The 20,924-nt window shown below is 64.0% G+C and carries 20 protein-coding genes; 15 read left to right on the forward strand and 5 right to left on the reverse strand.

Annotated features, from left to right (window positions below; genetic code table 11):
- Positions 1-13 precede the first annotated feature (13 nt).
- From QAZ22_RS16745 to QAZ22_RS16785, 9 genes are all read left to right on the forward strand, one after another.
- Positions 14-1,765 carry an acetolactate synthase 3 large subunit gene (locus QAZ22_RS16745; RefSeq protein WP_278207867.1) on the forward strand — a complete coding sequence of 584 codons (1,752 nt, stop codon included), beginning with the start codon at positions 14-16 and terminating at the stop codon, positions 1,763-1,765.
- A 79-nt stretch (positions 1,766-1,844) separates the two neighbouring features.
- Positions 1,845-2,417 (forward strand): acetolactate synthase small subunit, encoded by a 573-nt coding sequence (ilvN, locus tag QAZ22_RS16750; protein WP_059185300.1) that lies wholly within the window; start codon positions 1,845-1,847, stop codon positions 2,415-2,417.
- 121 nt (positions 2,418-2,538) lie between these two features.
- Positions 2,539-3,135 (forward strand): LysE family translocator, encoded by a 597-nt coding sequence (locus tag QAZ22_RS16755; protein WP_278201860.1) that lies wholly within the window; start codon positions 2,539-2,541, stop codon positions 3,133-3,135.
- A 214-nt stretch (positions 3,136-3,349) separates the two neighbouring features.
- Entirely contained in the window at positions 3,350-4,642 is a 1,293-nt protein-coding gene (locus QAZ22_RS16760) for an efflux RND transporter periplasmic adaptor subunit (RefSeq protein WP_278201861.1), read from the forward strand.
- Complete coding sequence (locus tag QAZ22_RS16765; protein WP_278201862.1) at positions 4,639-7,797, forward strand: efflux RND transporter permease subunit; 3,159 nt, start codon at positions 4,639-4,641, stop codon at positions 7,795-7,797. The genes QAZ22_RS16760 and QAZ22_RS16765 overlap by 4 nt, the downstream gene beginning before the upstream one ends.
- 64 nt (positions 7,798-7,861) lie before the next feature.
- Entirely contained in the window at positions 7,862-8,467 is a 606-nt protein-coding gene (nthA, locus tag QAZ22_RS16770) for a nitrile hydratase subunit alpha (RefSeq protein WP_278201863.1), read from the forward strand.
- Positions 8,468-8,480: 13 nt separating this feature from the next.
- Positions 8,481-9,140 carry a nitrile hydratase subunit beta gene (gene nthB, locus QAZ22_RS16775; RefSeq protein ID WP_278201864.1) on the forward strand — a complete coding sequence of 220 codons (660 nt, stop codon included), beginning with the start codon at positions 8,481-8,483 and terminating at the stop codon, positions 9,138-9,140.
- Complete coding sequence (locus QAZ22_RS16780) at positions 9,109-9,477, forward strand: nitrile hydratase accessory protein (protein ID WP_278201865.1); 369 nt, start codon at positions 9,109-9,111, stop codon at positions 9,475-9,477. Before nthB ends, QAZ22_RS16780 begins: the two co-directional genes overlap by 32 nt.
- A gap of 147 nt (positions 9,478-9,624) precedes the next feature.
- Positions 9,625-10,752 (forward strand): ATP-dependent RecD-like DNA helicase, encoded by a 1,128-nt coding sequence (locus tag QAZ22_RS16785; RefSeq protein WP_278201866.1) that lies wholly within the window; start codon positions 9,625-9,627, stop codon positions 10,750-10,752.
- A gap of 9 nt (positions 10,753-10,761) precedes the next feature.
- On the opposite strand, the gene QAZ22_RS16790 is transcribed toward QAZ22_RS16785, so the two are convergent.
- Entirely contained in the window at positions 10,762-11,157 is a 396-nt protein-coding gene (locus tag QAZ22_RS16790; RefSeq protein WP_278201867.1) for an STAS/SEC14 domain-containing protein, read from the reverse strand.
- 160 nt (positions 11,158-11,317) lie between these two features.
- Between QAZ22_RS16790 and QAZ22_RS16795 the strand changes: the two genes are divergently transcribed.
- From QAZ22_RS16795 to QAZ22_RS16810, 4 genes are all read left to right on the forward strand, one after another.
- Positions 11,318-12,058 (forward strand): pyridoxine 5'-phosphate synthase, encoded by a 741-nt coding sequence (locus QAZ22_RS16795; RefSeq protein ID WP_278201868.1) that lies wholly within the window; start codon positions 11,318-11,320, stop codon positions 12,056-12,058.
- A 91-nt stretch (positions 12,059-12,149) separates the two neighbouring features.
- Positions 12,150-14,066 carry a potassium transporter Kup gene (locus QAZ22_RS16800; protein ID WP_278201869.1) on the forward strand — a complete coding sequence of 639 codons (1,917 nt, stop codon included), beginning with the start codon at positions 12,150-12,152 and terminating at the stop codon, positions 14,064-14,066.
- A gap of 149 nt (positions 14,067-14,215) precedes the next feature.
- Positions 14,216-16,132, forward strand: a complete 1,917-nt coding sequence (locus QAZ22_RS16805; RefSeq protein WP_278072816.1) for a potassium transporter Kup — start codon at positions 14,216-14,218, stop codon at positions 16,130-16,132.
- A 34-nt stretch (positions 16,133-16,166) separates the two neighbouring features.
- Positions 16,167-17,207 carry an aldehyde reductase gene (locus QAZ22_RS16810; protein ID WP_278201870.1) on the forward strand — a complete coding sequence of 347 codons (1,041 nt, stop codon included), beginning with the start codon at positions 16,167-16,169 and terminating at the stop codon, positions 17,205-17,207.
- Between the two features lie 38 nt (positions 17,208-17,245).
- Here the strand turns inward: QAZ22_RS16810 and QAZ22_RS16815 are convergent, their stop codons facing one another.
- The gene (locus tag QAZ22_RS16815; protein ID WP_278201871.1) at positions 17,246-18,139 is read right to left on the reverse strand and encodes an SDR family oxidoreductase; all 894 of its coding nucleotides are present in this window, start codon (positions 18,137-18,139) and stop codon (positions 17,246-17,248) included.
- Positions 18,140-18,308: 169 nt separating this feature from the next.
- Between QAZ22_RS16815 and QAZ22_RS16820 the strand changes: the two genes are divergently transcribed.
- Complete coding sequence (locus tag QAZ22_RS16820) at positions 18,309-18,719, forward strand: helix-turn-helix domain-containing protein (RefSeq protein ID WP_278201872.1); 411 nt, start codon at positions 18,309-18,311, stop codon at positions 18,717-18,719.
- Between the two features lie 51 nt (positions 18,720-18,770).
- Here the strand turns inward: QAZ22_RS16820 and QAZ22_RS16825 are convergent, their stop codons facing one another.
- Together QAZ22_RS16825 and QAZ22_RS16830 are read right to left on the reverse strand one after the other, a co-directional pair.
- Entirely contained in the window at positions 18,771-19,490 is a 720-nt protein-coding gene (locus QAZ22_RS16825) for a glutathione S-transferase family protein (protein ID WP_278201873.1), read from the reverse strand.
- A 1-nt stretch (position 19,491) separates the two neighbouring features.
- The gene (locus tag QAZ22_RS16830) at positions 19,492-19,797 is read right to left on the reverse strand and encodes a Rieske (2Fe-2S) protein (RefSeq protein ID WP_278201874.1); all 306 of its coding nucleotides are present in this window, start codon (positions 19,795-19,797) and stop codon (positions 19,492-19,494) included.
- A 96-nt stretch (positions 19,798-19,893) separates the two neighbouring features.
- On the opposite strand from QAZ22_RS16830, the gene QAZ22_RS16835 reads away from it, so the two are divergent.
- A complete protein-coding gene (locus tag QAZ22_RS16835) occupies positions 19,894-20,349 on the forward strand; it encodes a MarR family winged helix-turn-helix transcriptional regulator (RefSeq protein WP_278201875.1) in 456 nt (151 codons plus the stop codon).
- Positions 20,350-20,370: 21 nt separating this feature from the next.
- On the opposite strand, the gene QAZ22_RS16840 is transcribed toward QAZ22_RS16835, so the two are convergent.
- Positions 20,371-20,805: a DUF1772 domain-containing protein gene (locus QAZ22_RS16840; RefSeq protein ID WP_278201876.1), complete on the reverse strand. Its 435-nt coding sequence runs from the start codon at positions 20,803-20,805 to the stop codon at positions 20,371-20,373.
- Positions 20,806-20,924 lie beyond the last annotated feature (119 nt).

Here is a 20,924-nt window from a genome sequence, read left to right on the forward strand (position 1 = left end):
CGAGCGGCGCGAAATGACGGGTGCCGAAATGGTGGTGCAGGCGCTGAAGGACAACGGCGTCAAGCATGTCTTCGGCTATCCGGGCGGCGCGGTCCTTCCGATCTATGACGAGATATTCCAGCAGGACGAGGTCGAGCACATCCTGGTCAGGCACGAGCAGGGGGCCGGCCATGCGGCCGAAGGCTACGCCCGCTCGACCGGCAAGGCCGGCGTGCTCCTGGTGACGTCCGGCCCCGGTGCGACCAATGCGGTGACGCCGCTGCAGGACGCGCTGATGGATTCCATTCCGCTCGTCTGTCTCACCGGCCAGGTGCCGACTTCGCTGATCGGCTCCGACGCCTTCCAGGAATGCGACACGGTCGGCATCACGCGGCCCTGCACCAAGCACAATTGGCTGGTGAAGGACGTCAACGATCTCGCCGCAACCATCCACGAAGCCTTCCATGTGGCGACCACCGGGCGTCCTGGTCCCGTCGTGGTCGACATTCCGAAGGACGTGCAGTTCGCCAAGGGCATCTACGTGCCGCCGCAGACGGCGCCGCGCACCAGCTACCAGCCGAAGGTCCAGGGTGACCTTGAGAAGGTGAAGGCCGCCGTCGAACTGATGGCCGCTGCCAAGAAGCCGATCATCTACAGTGGCGGCGGCGTCATCAATTCCGGTCCGGAAGCCAGCCATCTGCTGCGCGAGCTGGTCGACCTCACCGGCTTCCCGATCACCTCGACGCTGATGGGGCTCGGCGCCTATCCGGCTTCCGGCAGGAACTGGGTCGGCATGCTGGGCATGCACGGCACCTACGAGGCCAACATGGCCATGCACGACTGCGACGTGATGGTCTGCATCGGCGCGCGTTTCGACGACCGCATCACCGGCCGGCTCAACGCCTTCTCGCCGAACTCGAAGAAGATCCATATCGACATCGATCCGTCCTCGATCAACAAGAACGTTCATGCGGACGTGCCGATCCTGGGCGATGTCGGACGGGTGCTGGAGGATCTGGTGCGGCTGTGGCGGGCGACCGCCAAGGCCGACAAGAAGGCGCTCTATCCGTGGTGGGAGCAGATCGCGAAATGGCGCGCGCGGGACTCGCTCGCCTACAAGACGAACAGCGACGTGATCATGCCGCAATATGCGATCCAGCGGCTCTATGCGCTGACCAAGGATCTCGACACCTACATCACCACCGAGGTCGGCCAGCACCAGATGTGGGCGGCACAGCACTATCATTTCGACAAGCCGAACCGCTGGATGACCTCGGGCGGGCTGGGCACGATGGGCTACGGTTTGCCGGCGGCGCTCGGCGTGCAGATCGCGCATCCCGACGCGCTGGTCATCGATATCGCCGGCGACGCTTCGGTGCAGATGACGATGCAGGAGATGAGCTCTGCGGTGCAGTACGAGGCACCGATCAAGATCTTCATCCTCAACAACCAGTATATGGGCATGGTGCGCCAGTGGCAGCAGCTGCTGCACGGCAACCGTCTGTCGCATTCCTACACCGAGGCGATGCCGGATTTCGTCAAGCTGGCGGAAGCCTATGGCGGCCATGGCATCCGCTGCGACAAGCCGGACGAGCTGGACGATGCGATCCGCGAGATGATCTCGGTCAAGAAGCCGGTGCTCTTCGACTGCCGCGTGGCGACTTTGGCCAACTGCTTCCCGATGATCCCGTCGGGCAAGGCGCATAACGAAATGCTCCTGCCCGACGAGGCGACCGACGAAGCGGTGGCCAACGCCATCGACGCCAAGGGCAGGGAACTGGTGTAGCCGCGAGCTAACGTCGCGGCTGGAAGGCCGTGTGGAAACAGAGTGTTAGATCCAAAAGATTGAAGTCGAGATTCACGTCATGAACGCACAGCTCCAGCCGACGGGCTCCGCCTATTTCATCGCCAAGGAAACCGAGAAGCCGGAAACGCACACGCTTTCCGTGCTGGTCGACAACGAACCGGGCGTGCTTGCCCGGGTCATCGGCCTTTTCTCGGGGCGCGGCTACAACATCGAAAGCCTGACCGTCTCGGAGACAGAACACGAGAAGCATCTGTCGCGCATCACCATCGTGACGCGCGGCACGCCGCATGTGCTTGAGCAGATCAAACATCAGCTCGAGCGCATCGTGCCGGTGCATCGCGTGGTCGACCTTACCGTTCGCTCGCACGAGCTCGGCCAGGAGCGGCCGCTGGAGCGCGAGCTTGCCTTGGTCAAGGTCGCCGGAACGGGCGACGCTCGCGTCGAGGCGCTGAGGCTGGCGGATGCCTTCCGGGCCAGCGTCATCGACGCCAACACCGAGCATTTCATCTTCGAGATCACCGGCAAGGGCTCGAAGCTCGATCAGTTCATCGCCATCATGAAGCCGCTCGGCCTGGTCGAAATCTGCCGCACCGGCGTGGCGGCGATGAACCGCGGCCCGCAGGGCATGTGAGCGCGCCGGCAACTCTCCGCTCGCACTGCTTCAACCTCTCTGGTCCGGCAGTCGCCCATCCGTGGCTTTTGCGCGTCTGCTAAAAAAGGACAATAAGACTGACATATCCAGGGAGGATATGATGTCCCTCAACGCATTCCTTGCTCTGTTGGTCTACGCCTTCGTGACTTCGATCACGCCGGGACCGAACAACCTCATGCTGCTCGCCTCCGGCGTCAATTTCGGCATCGTCAGAACCGTTCCGCACATGCTGGGCATCAGCATCGGCTTTCTGGTGCTGCTGCTGGCCGTCGGTTTCGGGCTCGGCGCGGTGCTGACGGCGGTTCCCGCGCTGCACACGGCGCTGAAAATCGCGGGCGCCGCCTATCTGCTCTACCTCGCCTGGAAGATCGCCATGTCACGCTCGATGAGCGACAGAAAAGGGGCGGAGGCGCGGCCGATGCGCTTCATCGACGCCGCGGCGTTCCACTGGGTCAATCCCAAGGCGTGGGTGATGGCGATCACCGCCATGGCCGTCTACACCGATGCGGACCACCCGTTCGTCTCGGTGGCGCTGATCGCGGTCGCCTTCACCATCGTCAATCTGCCAAGCGTGTCCGTGTGGGCCGGATTCGGCACTGCGCTGCGCGGCTTCCTGTCGGATCCCGTGCGGCTGAAATGGTTCAACATCGCCATGGGTCTGCTCTTGGCCGCAACGCTCTGGCCGATGCTGCGCTGAGCACATTCGCAGGCCGGTGAAAGGGTCCGCCACGGCACATTAGCCGGCTGCAAAGCGATTGTGCAGTGCACATTAAATCTTCGTAATGCCGCGTTTTGGCCCTTTTCCGCCAAAGCCTTGTCCTATCTATTCGGCGAAAATCGCGGCAAGGCGCCGTGAAACGAGCTAGAATGGACCACCGAGATCGGCGTGTCGGGTAGAGGGCTCATTGTCGATGCGCGGAAAAATCGCCACTACCGTCGTTGCGCTGGCCTGTCTTGCAGGTGCCGGCCTTTACCTGTCGCCCGCCACGATGGGCAAGGTCCGGCAGCTGATCTCGGGCCAGCAGGCCGACGCGGCCAGCGCAGACAAGACGGCCAAGGCATCGGGCAACCAGAAGGGCGGGGGTGGCCCGCGTTCGGCTTCGATCGTTTCGGCAACCGCGACGACCGCCGATTTTCCGATCCGCCGCTACGCCATCGGATTCGTCTCCTCACCGTCGGTGGTCAGCGTGAACGCCCGTGTCTCCAGCCAGATCGTATCGATCGCGGTGAAGGACGGGCAAATGGTCAAGGCTGGCGACCTCCTCTTCGCGCTCGATGATCGCGCGCTGAAGGCGCAGCTTGCCAAGGACCAGGCGACGCTCGCCAAGGACCAGGCGCTGTTGGTGAGCGCCCAGGCCGATCTGCAGCGCGCCAAGGATCTCGTCGCCAGGCAGGCCGGCACGCAGCAGACCTACGATCAGGCGCTGGCGGCGCAGAAGTCCGCGGCCGCGACCATAGACGCCGACAAGGCGACGATCGATTTCGATACGGTCCAGCTCAGCTATGCGACGATCACAGCGCCGATCGCCGGCAGGCTCGGCGCCGTCAATGTCGCAGTCGGCGATCTGGTCACCACCAGCAACGGCAACTCAAGCAGCACGACGCCGCTTGTCACCATCACGCAGATGGACCCGCTGCAGGTGAATTTCACGCTGCCGGAAGGCGACCTTGCCTTGTTGCACAAGGAGTTGGCGAACCCGCAGCAAGGGGACGTGACGCTGACCAAGGACGGCAATCCGACGCCGATCGGCAAGGGCACGCTCGATTTCGTCGATTCCAGCGTCGATACCGCCTCCGGCACCATCGCCACGCGGGCGAGCATACCGAACTCCGACCTTTCGCTTTGGCCAGGCCAGTATGTGAACGTCGTGCTCGACGCCGGCACGATGCCGCAGATGACCTCGGTGCCGACGGTCGCGGTGCAGCCCAGCCAGAAGGGCTCCTTCGTCTATGTCGTCAAGCCCGACAACACAGTCGAGATGCGGCCGGTGCAAGTGGCGCTGATGGAAGGCGAAAACAGCGCCATCAGCCAGGGGCTGAAGAGCGGTGAGAAAGTCGTCGTCGAAGGTCAGACCAGGCTGAAGGACGGCGCCGCCGTCCACGAAGGCAAGACCGCCGGCAACGGCACCGATCAAGCCACTCCCAAGGTCGCGGAAGCCGACGAGCCGAGTCGTGCTGACAAGGCGGGCGGGTCGCGGCCATGATCTCCGAATTCTGCATACGCAGACCCGTCGCCACGCTGCTGATGTCGTTCGCCCTCGTGCTGGGCGGTATCTTTGCCTACAAGTTCCTGCCGGTCGCGGCGCTGCCGAGCGCCGAATTTCCGGTGGTCAACGTCTCGGCCCAGCTGCCCGGCGCTTCGCCGGAGACGATGGCGACGTCCGTTGCGACGCCGCTCATCAAACAGTTCTCCACGATCGCCGGCATCGATTCGATCTCGACCACCAACTCGCTCGGCCAGACCTCGATCGCCATTCAGTTCGTGCTCAACCGCAACATCGACGCGGCGGCCGCGGATGTGCAGGCGGCGATCGCGCGCACGCAAAGATCGCTGCCGCCGGAAATGACCGCGCCGCCGAGCTATCGCAAGGTCAATCCGGCCGACGCGCCGATCCTGCTGATGTCGCTGGTCAGCGACACGGTCCCGCTGACCGATCTCGACGCCTTCGCCGAAAACGTCATCTCGCCGTCGCTGTCGACCATCGACGGCGTGGCGCAGGTCTCGATCTTCGGCCAGCAGAAATATGCGGTGCGCATCCAGATCGATCCGACCGCGCTTGCCGCGCGCGGCATCTCGATCGATCAGCTGCAGGCGGCTATCGCGTCGGCCAACAGCAACACACCGCTCGGCGTGCTGCAGAACAACAAGCAGCAGCTCACCATCACCGCCAACACCCAACTCGACAACGCCGCCGGGTTCTCCGACCTGATCATCGCCACCAAGAACGGCCACCCGGTGCGGCTGGGCGAGGTGACCCGCGTCGTCAATTCGGTGCAGACCACGACCACCGCAAGCTGGTACGATGGTACCCGCGCGATCATCATGGCCGTGCAGCGCCAGCCCGACGCCAACACCGTCGACGTCGTCGACAAGGTCAAGGCGATGCTGCCGTCCTTCCAGGACCAGATGCCGGCCGCCGCCAGCATCAAGTTGCTCAACGATCGTTCGACCTCGATCCGCCAGGCTGTCGACGACGTGCAGTTCACACTGCTTTTGACCGTCGCCCTGGTGGTGATGGTGATATTCGTCTTCCTGCGCCGGCTGACCGCGACGATCATCCCGGCCGTGGCCGTGCCGATCTCGCTGATCGCCACGCTGGGCGCGATGTTCCTGTTCGGCTTCTCGATCGACAACATCTCGCTGATGGGTCTCACGCTCGCCGTCGGCCTCGTCGTGGACGATGCCATCGTCATGCTCGAAAACATCTTCCGTCACATGGAGGAGGATGGGCTGTCGGCCTTCGACGCTTCGCTGAAGGGAGCGCGCGAGATCGGCTTCACCATCATCTCGATCTCGATCTCGCTGGTGGCGGTGTTCATCCCCGTGCTTCTGATGGGCGGCGTCATCGGCCGCATCTTCAATGAATTCGCGGTCGTGGTGACGGTCGCCATCCTGGCGTCGATGTTCGTGTCGCTGACGCTGACGCCGATGCTGTGCTCGCGGCTGCTGTCGGTGACCAAAGCCGACCGCGAGGCGCATGGTGAAGGCCACGGCCGTGACCTCTTCACGCGCGGCTACGACTGGCTGCTCAGCTTCTGCCTGCGGCACACCTTCTTCGTATTCGTCGTCTTCATCGGCACGGCGGCGGCGTCGGTCTGGCTGATCCAAGCCTCGCCGAAGGGCTTCTTCCCGCAGGAGGATATCGGCCAGATTTCGGTGACGACGATGGCCCGGCAGGACATTTCCTTCGACGCCATGGCGAAGCTGCAGGGCCAGGTTGCGAACGTCTTCGCGCATTCGCCTTACGTGGCGCATGTGGCCTGGTCGGCCGGCAGCGGCAACAACGCGCTGAACCAGGGCCAGCTCTATGTGCAGCTGAAGGACAAGGACCAGAGGCCCAATATCGAGAAGGTGCTGTCGGACTTGCGGCGGCAGCTGGCCGGCGTCGCCGGCATCGAGACCTATATGCAGCCGGTTCAGAATCTCCGGCTGGGTTCGCGCTCTTCCGCCAGCGCCTACCAGCTCGTGGTTCAGGGCCTCGATACCGGCCAGACCGATATCTGGGCGCAGAAGCTCAACGATGCGATGGCGGCGGACCACACGACATTCACCGACGTCACCAGCGATCTGCAGAACAACGCCCTGCAGGCGACGCTGGTGGTCGACCGCGACAAGGCCGCCCAGCTCGGCGTCGACACCAGTACGCTGCGCTCAGCCCTCTATGGCGGTTTCGGCACCGATCAGGTCTCAACCATTTTCGGTTCGGCCGACAGCTATGAGGTGATCACAGAGCTCGATCCGAAGATCGAGTGGTCGCCAGAGCGCATGCTGGCCATCCAGGTGAGGACGGCGAGCGGCAGCCTGGTGCCGCTCGGCGCCTTCGCCCATGTCGATCGCACGGCAGGCGCGCTGACTGTCAACCAGCTCGGCCAGCTGCCGGCGGTGACGATCTCCTACAACCTGCCGCAGGGCGTGTCGCTCGGCGATACAGTGACCCGCATCGATCAGCTGAAAGAGCAGATCGGCATGCCGAAGGCGATCTCGACCAGCTTCGCCGGCACGGCAAAGACCTTCCAGGATTCGCTCGCCAATCAGGGCCTGCTGATCGGCGGCGCGATCCTGACGATCTATATCGTGCTCGGCATGCTCTATGAGAGCTTCATCCATCCGCTCACCATCCTCACCGGCCTGCCGTCGGCGGTGCTTGGCGCGGTGCTGGCCCTGCGCTTGGCCGGCATGGACCTGTCGGTCATCGCGGTGATCGGCATCCTGATGCTGATCGGCATCGTCAAGAAGAACGGCATCATGATGGTCGACGTGGCGCTGGAACTCAGACGGCAAGGCATGTCGGCCAGGGATTCCATCCACAGGGCATGCTTGATGCGTTTCCGGCCGATCATGATGACGACGCTGGCCGCCTTGATGGGCACGTTCCCGATCGCGCTCGGCACCGGCGCCAGCGCTGAGCTGCGCCAGCCGCTCGGCATCGCCGTCGTCGGCGGCCTGCTCGCCTCGCAGGCGCTCACGCTGTTCGTCACGCCGGTGATCTACGTCTATTTCGAAAACTTCTCCGGCTGGCTGCTCAGCTTCTCGTCGAAGAAGAGCCGGCCGGCGCTGCACGCGGTCGAGCCTGTCGAGCAGCGTTCGCTGTTCGACTCCGAGGAAGAAGCCGAGCCGAAAAAGGTGGCTGCAGAGTAGGCCACCGCTTCTGGCCCAAGGCGTGGTGCTTGCGGCGGCTTGTCGGCGATCCTAGTCTGGTGCCATGTCCCATGATCACGACCACGACAACGAGCTAGACCCGTTCGCCGCGCGCGTGCGCGCGCTCGAGACGATCCTCACCGAAAAAGGCTTGATCGACCCGGCGGCCATCGACGTCATCGTCGATACCTACGAGACGAAGATCGGCCCGCGCAACGGCGCAAGGGTGGTGGCCAAGGCCTGGAGCGATCCCGCCTATGCCGAATGGCTGAAACGCGACGCGACGGCGGCGATCGAATCGCTCTCCTATAGCGGCCGCCAGGGTGAGCACATGCAGGCCGTCTTCAACACCGAGGAGACGCACAACCTTGTCGTCTGCACGCTCTGCTCCTGCTATCCATGGTCGGTGCTCGGCCTGCCGCCCGTCTGGTACAAGGCGCCGCCTTACCGTTCGCGGGCGGTGATCGATCCGCGCGGCGTGCTGGAAGAGTTCGGGCTGACGCTGCCCAAGGATAAGAAGATCCGCGTCTGGGATTCGACCGCCGAGCTGCGCTATCTGGTGGTGCCGATGCGCCCTGAAGGCACCGAGAGCTGGAGCGAGGAACAGCTTGCCGGGCTGGTCAGCCGCGACGCGATGATCGGCACGGCACTCGCCAAAGAGCCGGGATGAGGGAGGAGCCGGCATGAACGGGCCGCAGGATCTCGGCGGGCAGATGGGGTTCGGACCGGTCGCGCCCGAAAAGGACGAGCCCTATTTCCACGCCGAATGGGAAAAGCGCGCGCTCGGCGTGACGCTCACCGCCGGCGCCATGGGCGCCTGGAACATAGACGAGAGCCGGCATGCGCGGGAATCGCTGCATCCGGCCGACTATTACGCCTCGAGCTACTACCAGATCTGGATCAAGGCGCTGGAGACGCTCTTGAAGCGACACGGCTTTGTTACCGAGCGCGACCTTGCAGCCGGCAAGGCGGTCGATCCGGCCGCGACGCCCAAGCGCGTGCTGAAGGCGGCGGACGTGCCGGCGGTGCTCGCCAAGGGCGGGCCGTGCGGCCGGCCGGGCGCCGCGCCGGCGCGATTCCGAGCAGGCGATCGCGTGCGGACGAAGAATTTCAACCCCACCGGGCATACGCGCCTGCCGCGCTACGCGCGCGGCAAGAACGGAACGATCGAGGCGGTGCGCGACGGCTTCGTGTTCCCCGACAGCAATGCGCACGGCATGGGCGAGAACCCGCAATGGGTCTATACGGTGGCTTTCGACGGCGCGGAGATCTGGGGCGAGGGCGCCGATCCGACTTTGATCGTCTCCATCGATGCCTGGGAGAGCTATCTTGAGCCGGCCTAAGAGCGAACGGCCGACGGTTTTTGACGATCCGGTGTTCGCGGAGCCATGGCAGGCGGAAGCTTTCGCCATGACGGTCGCGCTGCACGACAAGGGCCTGTTTTCGTGGAGCGAATGGGCGGATGCATTGTCCGCCGAGGTGAAGAAGCCGGACGCCGCAAGCGACGGCCACGACTATTACGAGCACTGGCTGGCGGCGCTGGAAAAGCTGCTGTCGTCAAAAGGCATCGCCGGCAAGGGCGAGGTCGACGAACTCGCCGCCGCCTGGGAACGCGCCGCACACGCCACCCCGCACGGCAAGCCGATCCTGCTGGAGAATGATCCGGGGCCTGGCAGGTAGCATGGACTCCAACAGGTTTGTTCCCTTTACGTTCTTGTTTGCTGCTGATAGCGTGCCGGGCCGGTAGCAAATGAGATCATCGCCGGCGATACCGGTGACGGGACGTCCAATCTTGTATTTCGCTCGCGAATCCGGTCTGTCGGGCTGATGGAATTCTCTCCCCAACAGGACGAGGCTCTGAAGGCGGTCGGGCGCTGGCTGAAAGACGGCCGGCCGCAGGTCTTTCGCCTGTTCGGCTATGCCGGCACCGGCAAAACGACGCTGGCGCGCTATTTCGCCGAGCATGTCGACGGGCAGGTGCAGTTCGCCGCCTTCACCGGCAAGGCGGCCCAGGTGCTGCGCTCCAAGGGCGCGATCAACGCTCGCACCATCCACTCGCTGATCTACCGGCCGAGGGGCGAGGAGTCGGTCGAGGACGAAGTGACCGGCAAGACCTCGATCTCGCCGACCTTTGCGCTCAACCGGCAAAGCCCGATCGCACGCGCCAAGCTGGTCGTCATCGACGAATGCTCGATGGTCGACGAGCAGCTTGGCCGCGACCTGATGAGCTTTGGGACGCCGATCCTCGTTCTGGGCGACCCCGCGCAGTTGCCGCCAATCTCGGGCGGCGGCTTCTTCACCGAGCACGAGCCGGACGTGCTGCTAACCGAAATCCATCGCCAGGCACGCGACAATCCGATCATCCGGCTGGCGCTCGACGTGCGCGAGGGCCGCGAGTTCATGCATGGCGACTACGGCACGGCGCAGGTGATCGGCAGGGAAGGCGTCAACCAGGAGCTCGTGCTGAAGGCCGACCAGGTGCTGGTCGGCACCAACCGCACGCGGCGCCGCTATAACCAGCGGCTGCGCGAGCTGAAGGGTTTCAATGCCGACTATCCGCAGGCCGGCGACAAGCTGGTGTGCCTGCGCAACGATCCGGCCAAGGGGCTGCTCAACGGCTCGCTGTGGAAGGTGATGACCTCGTCGCGCGAGACGGTGAAGCCCGGCATCAACCTGCTGGTCTCGCCGGAGGAAGACGATCCCGACCGCGGCGTCGCCAAGATCAAGCTCTTGAAGGCGGCCTTCGAGGATCCGGACGCCGAAATCCCCTGGCAGCAGAAGAAGCGCTTCGACGATTTCGACTACGGCTATGCGCTGACGGTGCACAAGGCGCAGGGCTCGCAATGGAACGACGTCGTGCTGTTCGACGAGAGCTGGGCGTTCAAGGAGACAAGGCAGCGCTGGCTCTATACGGCGATCACCCGCGCGGCCGAGCGGCTGACAATCGTGCGATGACGTGGCTGGTCACACCGACCTGGCGCCGAGCCATTGCCACGCCGACGGTTCGTCGTCGCTGTCGAAGTGCCTGAATTCGAAAGGCAAGGTCCTCGGGAAGAAGGCCTGGACATAGGATGCCCAGGCCGGATCGCCGATCGCGGCGCAGCGCACCACATGTTCGAGCACATGGGCCGCGCCCTGCCGGAGGGTCTCCTGCGATATGCTGGTCCAGTCGATGCTTCCGTGATCGGTCAGCCGCACCAGCACGTCGATCCTCGGATGCAGCGCATAGGCCGCTTCCAGCAGGCCGAACAGATTTTCGGCGTCGGCCGGCGAAACATCCCCGACCACGTCGATGGCGAAAAGTGCGTCTCGGTTGGTGTCGATGCGGCGTATCGCCGGCACAGCATCGAGGGAATTCACTGGCAAATCCTTGCGTTGGCCACCATCTCGTCCTCTGGAACACCGGAAACCCTCTATCTGTTCCCTGCAAAGGCGCTATAGATGCGCGCCAGCACAGCGGTTCAGTGTTTGACAAGATCGCCGAGCCGCTCTGAGTATTTGTTCAATTGGACGCTGGATCATGCCCGCAAAGCTTTCGGTCAACCTCAACGCCGTCGCCATGCTGCGCAACCGTCGCGATCTGCCGTGGCCGAGCGTTACCGGAATTGGCCGCATCGCGCTTGCCGCCGGCGCGCATGGACTGACTGTCCATCCGCGTCCCGACGAGCGGCATACCAGGCATTCCGACCTGCCGGAAATCAGGGCGCTGATCGACGATGAGTTCCCCAAGGCGGAATTCAACATCGAAGGCTATCCGACCGAGGATTTCCTGGCGCTTGTCGAGAAGAACCAGCCGGAGCAGGTGACGCTGGTGCCGGACGACCCGGCGCAGGCGACGTCGGACCATGGCTGGAATTTCGCCGCCCAGGCCGCGTTCCTGACGCCGATCGTCAAGCGGCTGAAGAAGGGCGGGTTTCGCGTGTCGCTGTTTTCCGACGCCGATCCGGCCGGCGTGAATGCCGCGCGCGATACCGGCGCCGACAGGATAGAGCTCTATACCGGGCCCTATGGCGGTTACCATTCCGATACCGCCAAGGCGGCCAAGGAGTTGGAAAGACTGGGAAAGACCGCGGATGCGGCCCATGCGGCGGGGCTTGAGGTCAATGCCGGCCACGACCTGACCGTGAACAACCTGCCAGCGCTCGCCAAGCGTATCCCGGCATTGGCCGAAGTATCGATTGGACATGGGTTGACAGCGGATGCGCTGGAGTATGGCATGGCCGGCACGGTTGGGCGGTTCTTGAAGGCCTGCGGATGGTAGGGCGAGGAAGCCTTGCGTAGTCCCGGCGATTGTCGCGGCTCCAGCGTGTTGCGTGGCCTTCGAGTACCGCGAATCCGATAAAGTGGGGTCAATGGTGCTAGCCAACGCCAGCGGCGAGTCGGAAATCCTCGAACACTCGCACCATGCCGAAGCCGAACGGCAGCACAGCACCAAGGTGCTCATGCTCGGCGCGCTCGGCGTGGTCTATGGCGATATCGGCACCAGCCCGATCTACGCCTTTCGGGAGGCGCTTCATGCCTCGTCGGGGGCGGTTGCCCGTCACGACGTGCTTGGCGTGCTGTCGCTGATCGTGTGGGCGCTGACGATCATCGTCACGATCAAATATGTCGCCTTCGTGCTGAGGGCGGACAACAAGGGCGAGGGCGGCACGCTGTCGCTGATGTCGCTCGCGCGCAGCGCCTATCCACAGGGCTCACGCCTCATCCTGGCGATCGGCCTTTGCGGCGCGGCGTTGTTCTTCGGAGATTCGATCATTACCCCGGCCATTTCCGTGCTTTCCGCGGTCGAGGGCTTGGAGGTCGTGACGCCGGCGCTCGATGCCTATGTCGTCCCGATCACGCTGGTGATCCTGGCGGTCCTTTTTGCCGTGCAACGTTTTGGAACAGGCAAAGTGGCGGCCGTCTTCGGCCCGGTGACGGCGACGTGGTTCCTGGCAATCGGCGTTGCCGGCCTCTATCACATCGTGGACGATCCCTCCGTTCTTCTGGCGGTCAATCCGTACTATGCGGTCTATTACCTGGCCACGACCCCGACGGGTGCTTTCGTCACCGTCGGCGCGGTTTTTCTGGCGGTCACCGGTGCCGAGGCGCTCTATGTCGACCTTGGCCATTTCGGCCGCAAGCCGATTGTGCTGGCGTGGTTCTCGGTGGTTTTCCCTTGCCTATTGCTGAACTATTTCGGGCAGGGCGCCTTCGTGCTCTCGCATGGCGGCAAGCCGACCAACCCGTTCTTCCAGATGCTTCCCGAGTGGGCGCTGATGCCTATGGTCGGCCTGGCAACGGCAGCGACGGTCATCGCCAGCCAGGCGGTGATTTCCGGCGCGTTCTCGCTGACCAGGCAGGCCGTGCAGCTCAACCTCCTGCCGCGCATCGAGGTGCAGCACACCTCCGAGATGCAAAGCGGCCAGATCTACATGCCGAGGGTCAATCTCCTGGTCGCGCTCGGCGTGATGCTTCTGGTCGTCGGCTTCGGCAGCTCGAGCGCTCTGGCCTCCGCCTACGGCATCTCGGTGACCGGCGAGATGCTGATGACGACAGTCCTCTTGTTCGTGGTGATGCGCTGGCTCTGGAAATGGCAGCTGGCGGCTGCCGTGGTGCTGGCGCTGCTCTTCGGTGTCATCGATCTCGGCTTCTTCTCGGCCAATGTGGTCAAGATCGTCGAAGGCGGCTGGGTGTCGATCACGGTTGCCTCGATCATGGGGCTGATCATGTGGACCTGGATCCGTGGCAGCCGCTACCTGTTCGACAAAACGCGCCGCAACGAGATCCCGCTCGACTTCCTGGCGATAAATCTCCTGAAGAAGAAGCCGCAACTCGTGTCGGGTACCGCCGTGTTCCTGACCAGCGATCCGCTGAGCGCGCCGACCGCGCTGATGCACAGCCTCAAGCACTACAAGGTGCTGCACGAGAAAAACGTCATCCTTTCCGTGGTGACTGCGCCGCAGCCGGTGGTGCCGGACAGCGAGCGCGTGAAGCTGGAAACCGTCAACGAGCTGTTCATGCGGGTGTCGTTGACCTTCGGCTACATGGAGCAGCCGAACATCCCGCGCGCGCTGGCGATCTGCCGCAAGCAGGGCTGGAAGTTCGATATCATGACGACGTCCTTCTTCTTGTCGCGGCGTTCGCTGAAGGCCTCGCCCAACTCCGGCATGCCGGTCTGGCAGGACCGACTGTTCATCGGCCTAGCGCGCACGGCGGCGGATGCGACGGAGTATTTCCAGATCCCCACCGGGCGCGTGGTCGAGATCGGCACTCAGGTCGCGATCTGACCCTTCAAGCCGGCGCTTTGTGCAATAGATTTGAATGGACCGACGCAGGTGGAGCCCTGCATTGGTGGCATGGGAGCCCTAACGCCAGGGCACTTGATATTGCACCGCAGCAAGCGTAGAGCACCGCGCATTTTATCGGAGTATCGTCCATGGCCCTTGCCAATGGTGCTGAGGCGGAACCCGTCGACCAAACGGGGCATCCGGAAATAGAGCAACACAGCACCAAGGTGCTGATGCTGGGCGCGCTGGGCGTGGTCTACGGCGATATCGGAACCAGCCCGATCTACGCGTTCCGTGAGGCGTTGCACGCCTCGTCGGGTGGCGACGTCGCCAACCGGGCCGATATTCTCGGCGTGCTGTCGCTGATCATCTGGTCTCTCACCATCACGGTCACCATAAAATACATCATGTTCGTGCTGCGCGCCGACAACCGCGGCGAAGGCGGCGTGCTCTCGCTGATGGCGCTGGTGCGCGGCAGTTTCCCCACGCGCTCGGCGATCATCCTCGGCATCGGCATCATCGGGGCGTCGCTGTTCTTCGGCGACGCGGTGATCACGCCTGCGATCTCGGTGCTTTCGGCGGTCGAAGGCCTGGAGGTCGTGACGCCGGCCTTCCAGCCTTATGTCGTGCCGCTGACACTGCTCGTCCTCGCCATCCTGTTTGCCGTGCAGCGCTTCGGCACGGGTGGCGTCGGCCTGGTGTTCGGCCCGGTCACAGCGATATGGTTCCTGGCCATCGGGCTTTCCGGCATCAATCACATCGTCGACGACCCCGAGATCCTGTGGGCTATCAGCCCGCATTACATTGTCGCCTTCCTGATCAATTCGCCCGATGTGTCCTTCGTGACCATCGGCGCAGTGTTTCTGGCGGTGACCGGCGCCGAGGCGCTCTATGCCGATCTTGGCCATTTCGGCCGCAAGCCGATCGTGCTGGCGTGGCTGGCGATCGTGTTTCCGTGCCTGCTCTTGAACTATGCCGGGCAGGGAGCCTTTGTGCTCGCCAAGGGCGGCACGGTCGGCCATCCGTTCTTCGAAATGAACGAGGGCTGGGCGCTCATCCCCATGGTGGCGCTGGCGACGGCGGCGACGGTGATCGCCAGCCAGGCAGTGATTTCCGGCGCCTATTCGCTGACCAGGCAGGCGGTGCAGCTCAACATGCTGCCGCGTCTCGAGATACTGCATACGTCGGAGAAACAGTCCGGCCAGATCTACATGCCGCGCGTCAACATGCTGCTGGCGCTCGTGGTGATGCTGCTGGTGGTCGGCTTTGGCGCGTCCAGCAGACTTGCCTCGGCCTACGGCATCTCGGTGACCGGCAACATGCTGGTGACGACGACGCTGCTCTTCGTCGTGATGACGCGCATCTGGAAGTGGAACATCTGGCCGGCGGTCGCGCTGACGGCAATGTTCGCGCTCATCGACATCGGTTTCTTCGCCTCCAACATCGTCAAGGTCTTCGAGGGCGGCTGGTCTTCTCTGGCCGTTGCCTTTGCCATCATCCTCGGCATGTGGACCTGGGTGCGCGGCAGCCGTTATCTCTTCGACAAGACCCGCCGCAACGAGATCCCGCTCGACTTCCTGGCGGCGAACCTTTTGAAGAAGAAGCCGCAGCTGGTGTCCGGCACGGCCGTGTTCCTGACCAGCGATCCACTGAGCGCGCCGACCGCGCTGATGCATAGCCTGAAGCACTACAAGGTGCTGCACGAACAGAACGTCATCCTTTCGGTGGTGACGGCGCCGCAGCCGGTGGTGCCCGATAGCGAGCGGGTGAAGATGGAGACGGTCAACGAGCTGTTCATGCGGGTGACACTGACCTTCGGCTACATGGAGCAGCCGAACATCCCGCGCGCGCTGGCGATCTGCCGCAAGCAGGGCTGGAAGTTCGACATCATGACGACGTCCTTCTTCCTGTCCCGCCGCTCGCTGAAGGCCTCGCCCAATTCCGGCATGCCGATATGGCAGGACAGGCTGTTCATCGGCCTTGCGAAGACGGCGGCGGATGCGACAGAGTATTTCCAGATTCCCACGGGACGCGTCGTCGAGATCGGCACGCAGGTCGCCATTTGAGGGGCTGCAAGGCATAGAGTGACCGGAGGCGGGCATGAGCGGCGAATTGGTGCTCGTCACCGGCGGTTCCGGCTTCCTTGGCGCTCACTGCATTCTGGCGCTTTTGCAGGCAGGCTACCGGGTTCGCACCACCGTCCGCTCCGCCAGGCGCGAAGCCGATGTTCTCGCGATGCTGAAAGTGGGCGGTGCCGAGCCCGGTGACGCGCTTTCCTTCGCCCATGCCGATCTCATAACCGACGCAGGCTGGCCGGAAGCGGTCGCCGGCTGCGACCATATCCTTCACGTGGCTTCGCCTTTCCCGCCCGGCGTGCCCAAGCACGAAGACGAGCTGATCGTTCCGGCGCGTGAAGGAGCGCTGCGCGTGCTGCGGGCCGCGCGCGACGCGAAGGTGAAACGGGTGGTGCTCACCTCGTCCTTCGCCGCCATTAGCTATGGCCAGACGCCAGTTCCCGGCCGCCCGTTCACGGAAGAGAACTGGACCAATCTTTCGGAGCAGGTGAGCGCCTATGTGAAGTCGAAGACGCTTGCCGAGCGGGCTGCCTGGGACTTTGTTGGCCGCGAAGGCGGCGCATTGGAGCTGGCGGTCGTCAATCCGGTCGGAATTTTCGGGCCGGTCCTGGGCCCGGACCATTCGACCTCGACCGACTTCATAAGGCGCCTGATGGATGGCGAGATGCCGGGTCTGCCGCGTATGGTGTTCGGCGTCGTCGACGTGCGGGACGTGGCGGATTTGCATCTCCGAGCCATGACCAATCCTGCCGCCAAGGGCCAGCGGCTCCTGGCCATCAGCGGCGATTTCATGACGACGCTGGAAATCGCGCAGGCGCTGAAAGCGCGACTGGGCAATGCGGCGGCGCGCGTTACCACGCGAGTGCTGCCCGACTGGCTGGTGAGGTTTGTCGGGCTGTTCGACGGGCAGGCGGCCCAGATCGTGACGGAACTCGGCAAGGCGAAGAATGCCACGGGCACGAAGGCGATGCGTATGCTCGGCTGGGCGCCGCGATCGCGCGAAGACGCGCTCGTCGCGACCGGCGAAAGCCTGATCCGGCTCGGGTTGCTCAAAAGAGCGAAATAGCGCGCCCCGGGGGGCGAGACATCCGAGGCGCGCCGATTTCAGCCGAGCAGGGCGGCCTTGTTCGCTTCCAGGAACTGCTTCAACGTTTGCGGCTTCCGCCGCGACAGCGTCTCGACCGCGTCGGTGACCATGCCGATGCGGCCGGAGCGGGTGTTGGCGTCGAACGACACGATGATGCGGGCAAAGTCCTCGGGAAGCCCCGCCGCCTTGACGCCCTCGGTCAGAGCCTCATCCGGCACCTGGATGACTTCGACCGGCTTGCCGGTGACTTCGGTCACCAGGGCAGCGATCTCGCCGACCGTGTGGGCCTGCGGACCGGTCAGCGTGTAGGTGGCGCTCTCCTTCGAGCCGGAGGCGAGACTGGCGGCGATGGCAGCCGCCATGTCGTCGCGCGCGCCATGGGCGATGCGGCCATCGGCGGCAGAGGTGTACCACTTGCCGGACGCAATGGCGTGCGGCAGGGCCAGGAACAGGTTCTCCTGATACCAGCCGTTGCGGAAGATAGTGTAGGGAATCCCGCTCGCCTTGATCGCCTGCTCGGTGCCGTAGTGATCGCCGGCGAACAGCACCGGCGAGACGGGCTCGGGATTTGGCATCGAGGTGTAGAGCAGGTGCGAAACGCCGGCCGCCTTGGCCGCGGCGACCGCCGCCTGATGCTGCCTCAGGCGCCGGTCGCTCTTCAGGTCGAGCTCACCGGTCGAGACGATCAGCACCCGGTCGGCGCCTTTGAACGCGTTCTCGAGCGATGCCGGATCGTCGAAATCGGCTGCCCTGACGGTGACGCCGCGGGCCGCGAGGTCGGCGAGGTTTTCGGGGTTGCGCGTGGTGGCGATGATGTTCGCCGGCGCGACCTTCTGCGCATCCAGCAGATGATTGACCACGGCACGGCCGAGATGGCCGGAAGCGCCGGTGACGAGGAGGGTTTCGGTCATGGGAGGTTTCCTGAAATAGCGCCGAGAGGCGGGTGCTGTTGATGGTCTCAAAAAGAGACCAGCGCTAAAATAGGAATTGACCCAAGGCCGTAAAGAAGGCAGTTTTTCGGGAGGTAGGCACAGCCAGGGAACCAGTGGCCGGCCGCCGCCTCGACCAATGGATGCCGCGATGGACAGCAAGATCTTCAATCTGAAATCGAAGCTCGAGGTCTACAAGGCCATGACCGGCGGCGGCAATTTCGCCGATTGCCCGGTTCGCGACGTGATCCAGGGCATCAGCGGCAAATGGAGCTCACTGCTGGTCATGGCCCTGGCCGAGAAGCCTTACCGGTTCGGGGAGCTGCGCCGCCTTGTGCCCGACATCTCGCAGCGTATGCTCACCCAGACGCTCTACGAGCTGCAGCGCGACGGCTATGTGCATCGCGAGGTGTTTCCGACCAAGCCGCCGAGCGTCGAGTACAGCCTCACCGATCTCGGCCGATCGATGTTTGCGCCGTTGCAGATGCTCATCCAATGGGCCGAGCTCAACCACGATGCCGTGCGCGATGCGCGCGCCGCATTCGATGCCGCGCACGCCTGAGATATCCGCAATCGGCGACAAGCATCGAAGCGCCAGCTGTGATCGACCTGTTCAGGCCGATCGGGCTTGCGGGGTTTCAATGGCCTGCAGCCGGATGATCTCGGACAGATAAGACCCCTTTGCCCGCAGGAAGGCGTGCAGCCGCCGCGGATAGTCGGCGCCGACCGCTTCCTTGACCGATTGCCGCTTGCTCAAGGCCTCGCGCCAGGCGTGAATCAGAGGCTTGCCGTCGAGAATGCCGAAATCGTCGATATGGTCGAACGTGTCGAAATAGCGAAAAATCGGCCCGTAGACCGCATCGACCAGCGAGAAGCGGTCGCCGGCGAACCACGGACCGCTCCGCCGTTCCGACAGTTCCGCCTCCACGCGGGCAAACATTTGCGCCAGAGCCTTGCTTTCACGGGAAAAAGCGGCCTCATCGGCAGCGGAATAGAAGCGGCCGATCGCATTGAGGATGGCCGAGCCGAATTCGATCCAGGCGCGGTGCCGCGCCCGCATGAGCGGATCGGCCGGATGCAGCGGATTGGTCTCGGTCTCCTCGAGGAATTCGAGGATGACGGCGGATTCGAAAATAACCTCTTCCCCGCCGCCGTGTCGAACGCGGAGCAGCGGCACCTTGCCGAGCGGCGAGATGGCCTTGAACCAGTCGGGCTTGTTCGAGAGGTCGACATTGACCCGTTCGAACGGCACGCCTTTCTCGGCGAGCGCAATCGACGCGCGCTGGACGTAGGGACAAAGGTGATGGCTGACCAGGGTGAGCCTTGCGGTCATCTCACTCTCCCCAGACATAGTTCAGCGCACCGTCCTCGACGCGGGTCGACAGGAACATCAGGCGCGAGCCCTTCGGCGCCGGGCCTTCGAGGCGCTCGCCGCTTTCCATGTCGAACCGGGCGCCGTGCCACTGGCAGACGAAGGCGCCGTCCTTGCAGTCGAGCGGACCGCCGAAATGCAGGCAGGCATTGGCCGCGGCGCGGATGCGCTCTCCGCTGCGCCAGACATGGATCTCGCGGCCGAAGAAGGGCACGACCATGCTGCCGGTCCGCGGGACATCGGCCACTTTACAGATTTCATGTTTCATCGGAGTTCTCCTTGTCGATGCAATTGCATCTATATGGATGTATCTGCATCGATCGTCAATCTTGATGCAATTGCATCTATCGAGTAAAGTCGCTCGATGACGAGAAAATCTCCTGCGCCCGAAGCCATCAAAGCCTGGGGCCGCCTTATGCGCGTGTCGCGTCAGCTGGTCGAAAAGGCGGAGGATGCCCTGAAAGCCGGCGGCCTGCCGCCGCTCGCCTGGTACGACGTGCTGCACGAGCTTGCCGAGGCGGGCGAGGGTGGCTTGCGGCCTTTCGAGCTGATCGATCGGGTCTTGCTGGCGCAGTACAACGTCTCGCGGCTGCTCGCCCGGCTGGAGGCGGATGGCCTGGTGGAGAAGTTGCCCGTCTCGGACGATGGCCGCGGCCAGACCGTGCGCATCACGCCAGCGGGGCGGGAGACGCGCCGCCGCATCTGGACAGTCTACGGAAAAGCCATATCGGAGCTAATGGGCGGCAAGCTTTCGGCCAAGGAGCTAGCGATGCTGGCTGGTTTGCTCGGCCGGCTGCGCGATCCGCCGATCACGGAATGACAGCGCCGCCCGACCTGGCTTTCAGGACGGATGCGAGGCCCAAACAAACGCGATCGTCGCCAGCGCGCCAAGCGCGACGCGGACCAGGTGCATCTTGCCCCATTTGACGATCATCGATCTTGCCTGCGGATTGTCGGCCTCCACCTTCATCGCTTCCAGCAAGCGGTTGGTCGGCATCATCACCAGCAGCGTCCATGGCCAGGGCAGGATGATCGCCACCGCGCCGGCCAGAAAGCCAGCCACGCCGGTTTGCCACCAGGCAATCAGCCCGAGAGCGCAGGCGACTACGGCGATGGAGGCCTGCATGGCGGCGCCGGGCTTGTAGGAAGGCTGCCATTCCCGCAGCAATGCCTTGTCGTCCAAGACCAGCCGTGCGGGTTGCTCAGCGACGCTGACATAGACGGCGGCACCTGTGAAGGCGGCAGCCACGACCAAGGCAAGCAGACCGGCCGGCATCCTGTCCTCCAGCAAGAGAAGCCATCGGCGGAAAAATAGCGCTTGCATGGCTGCCGGCAATACGGCATAGAAGCCGAACCGTAACGTACGGTACGCCTACGTGGCGATGGAGGTATCCG

Origin of the sequence: Mesorhizobium sp. WSM4906 (assembly GCF_029674625.1) — a bacterium.
Classification (GTDB): Bacteria; Pseudomonadota; Alphaproteobacteria; order Rhizobiales; family Rhizobiaceae; genus Mesorhizobium.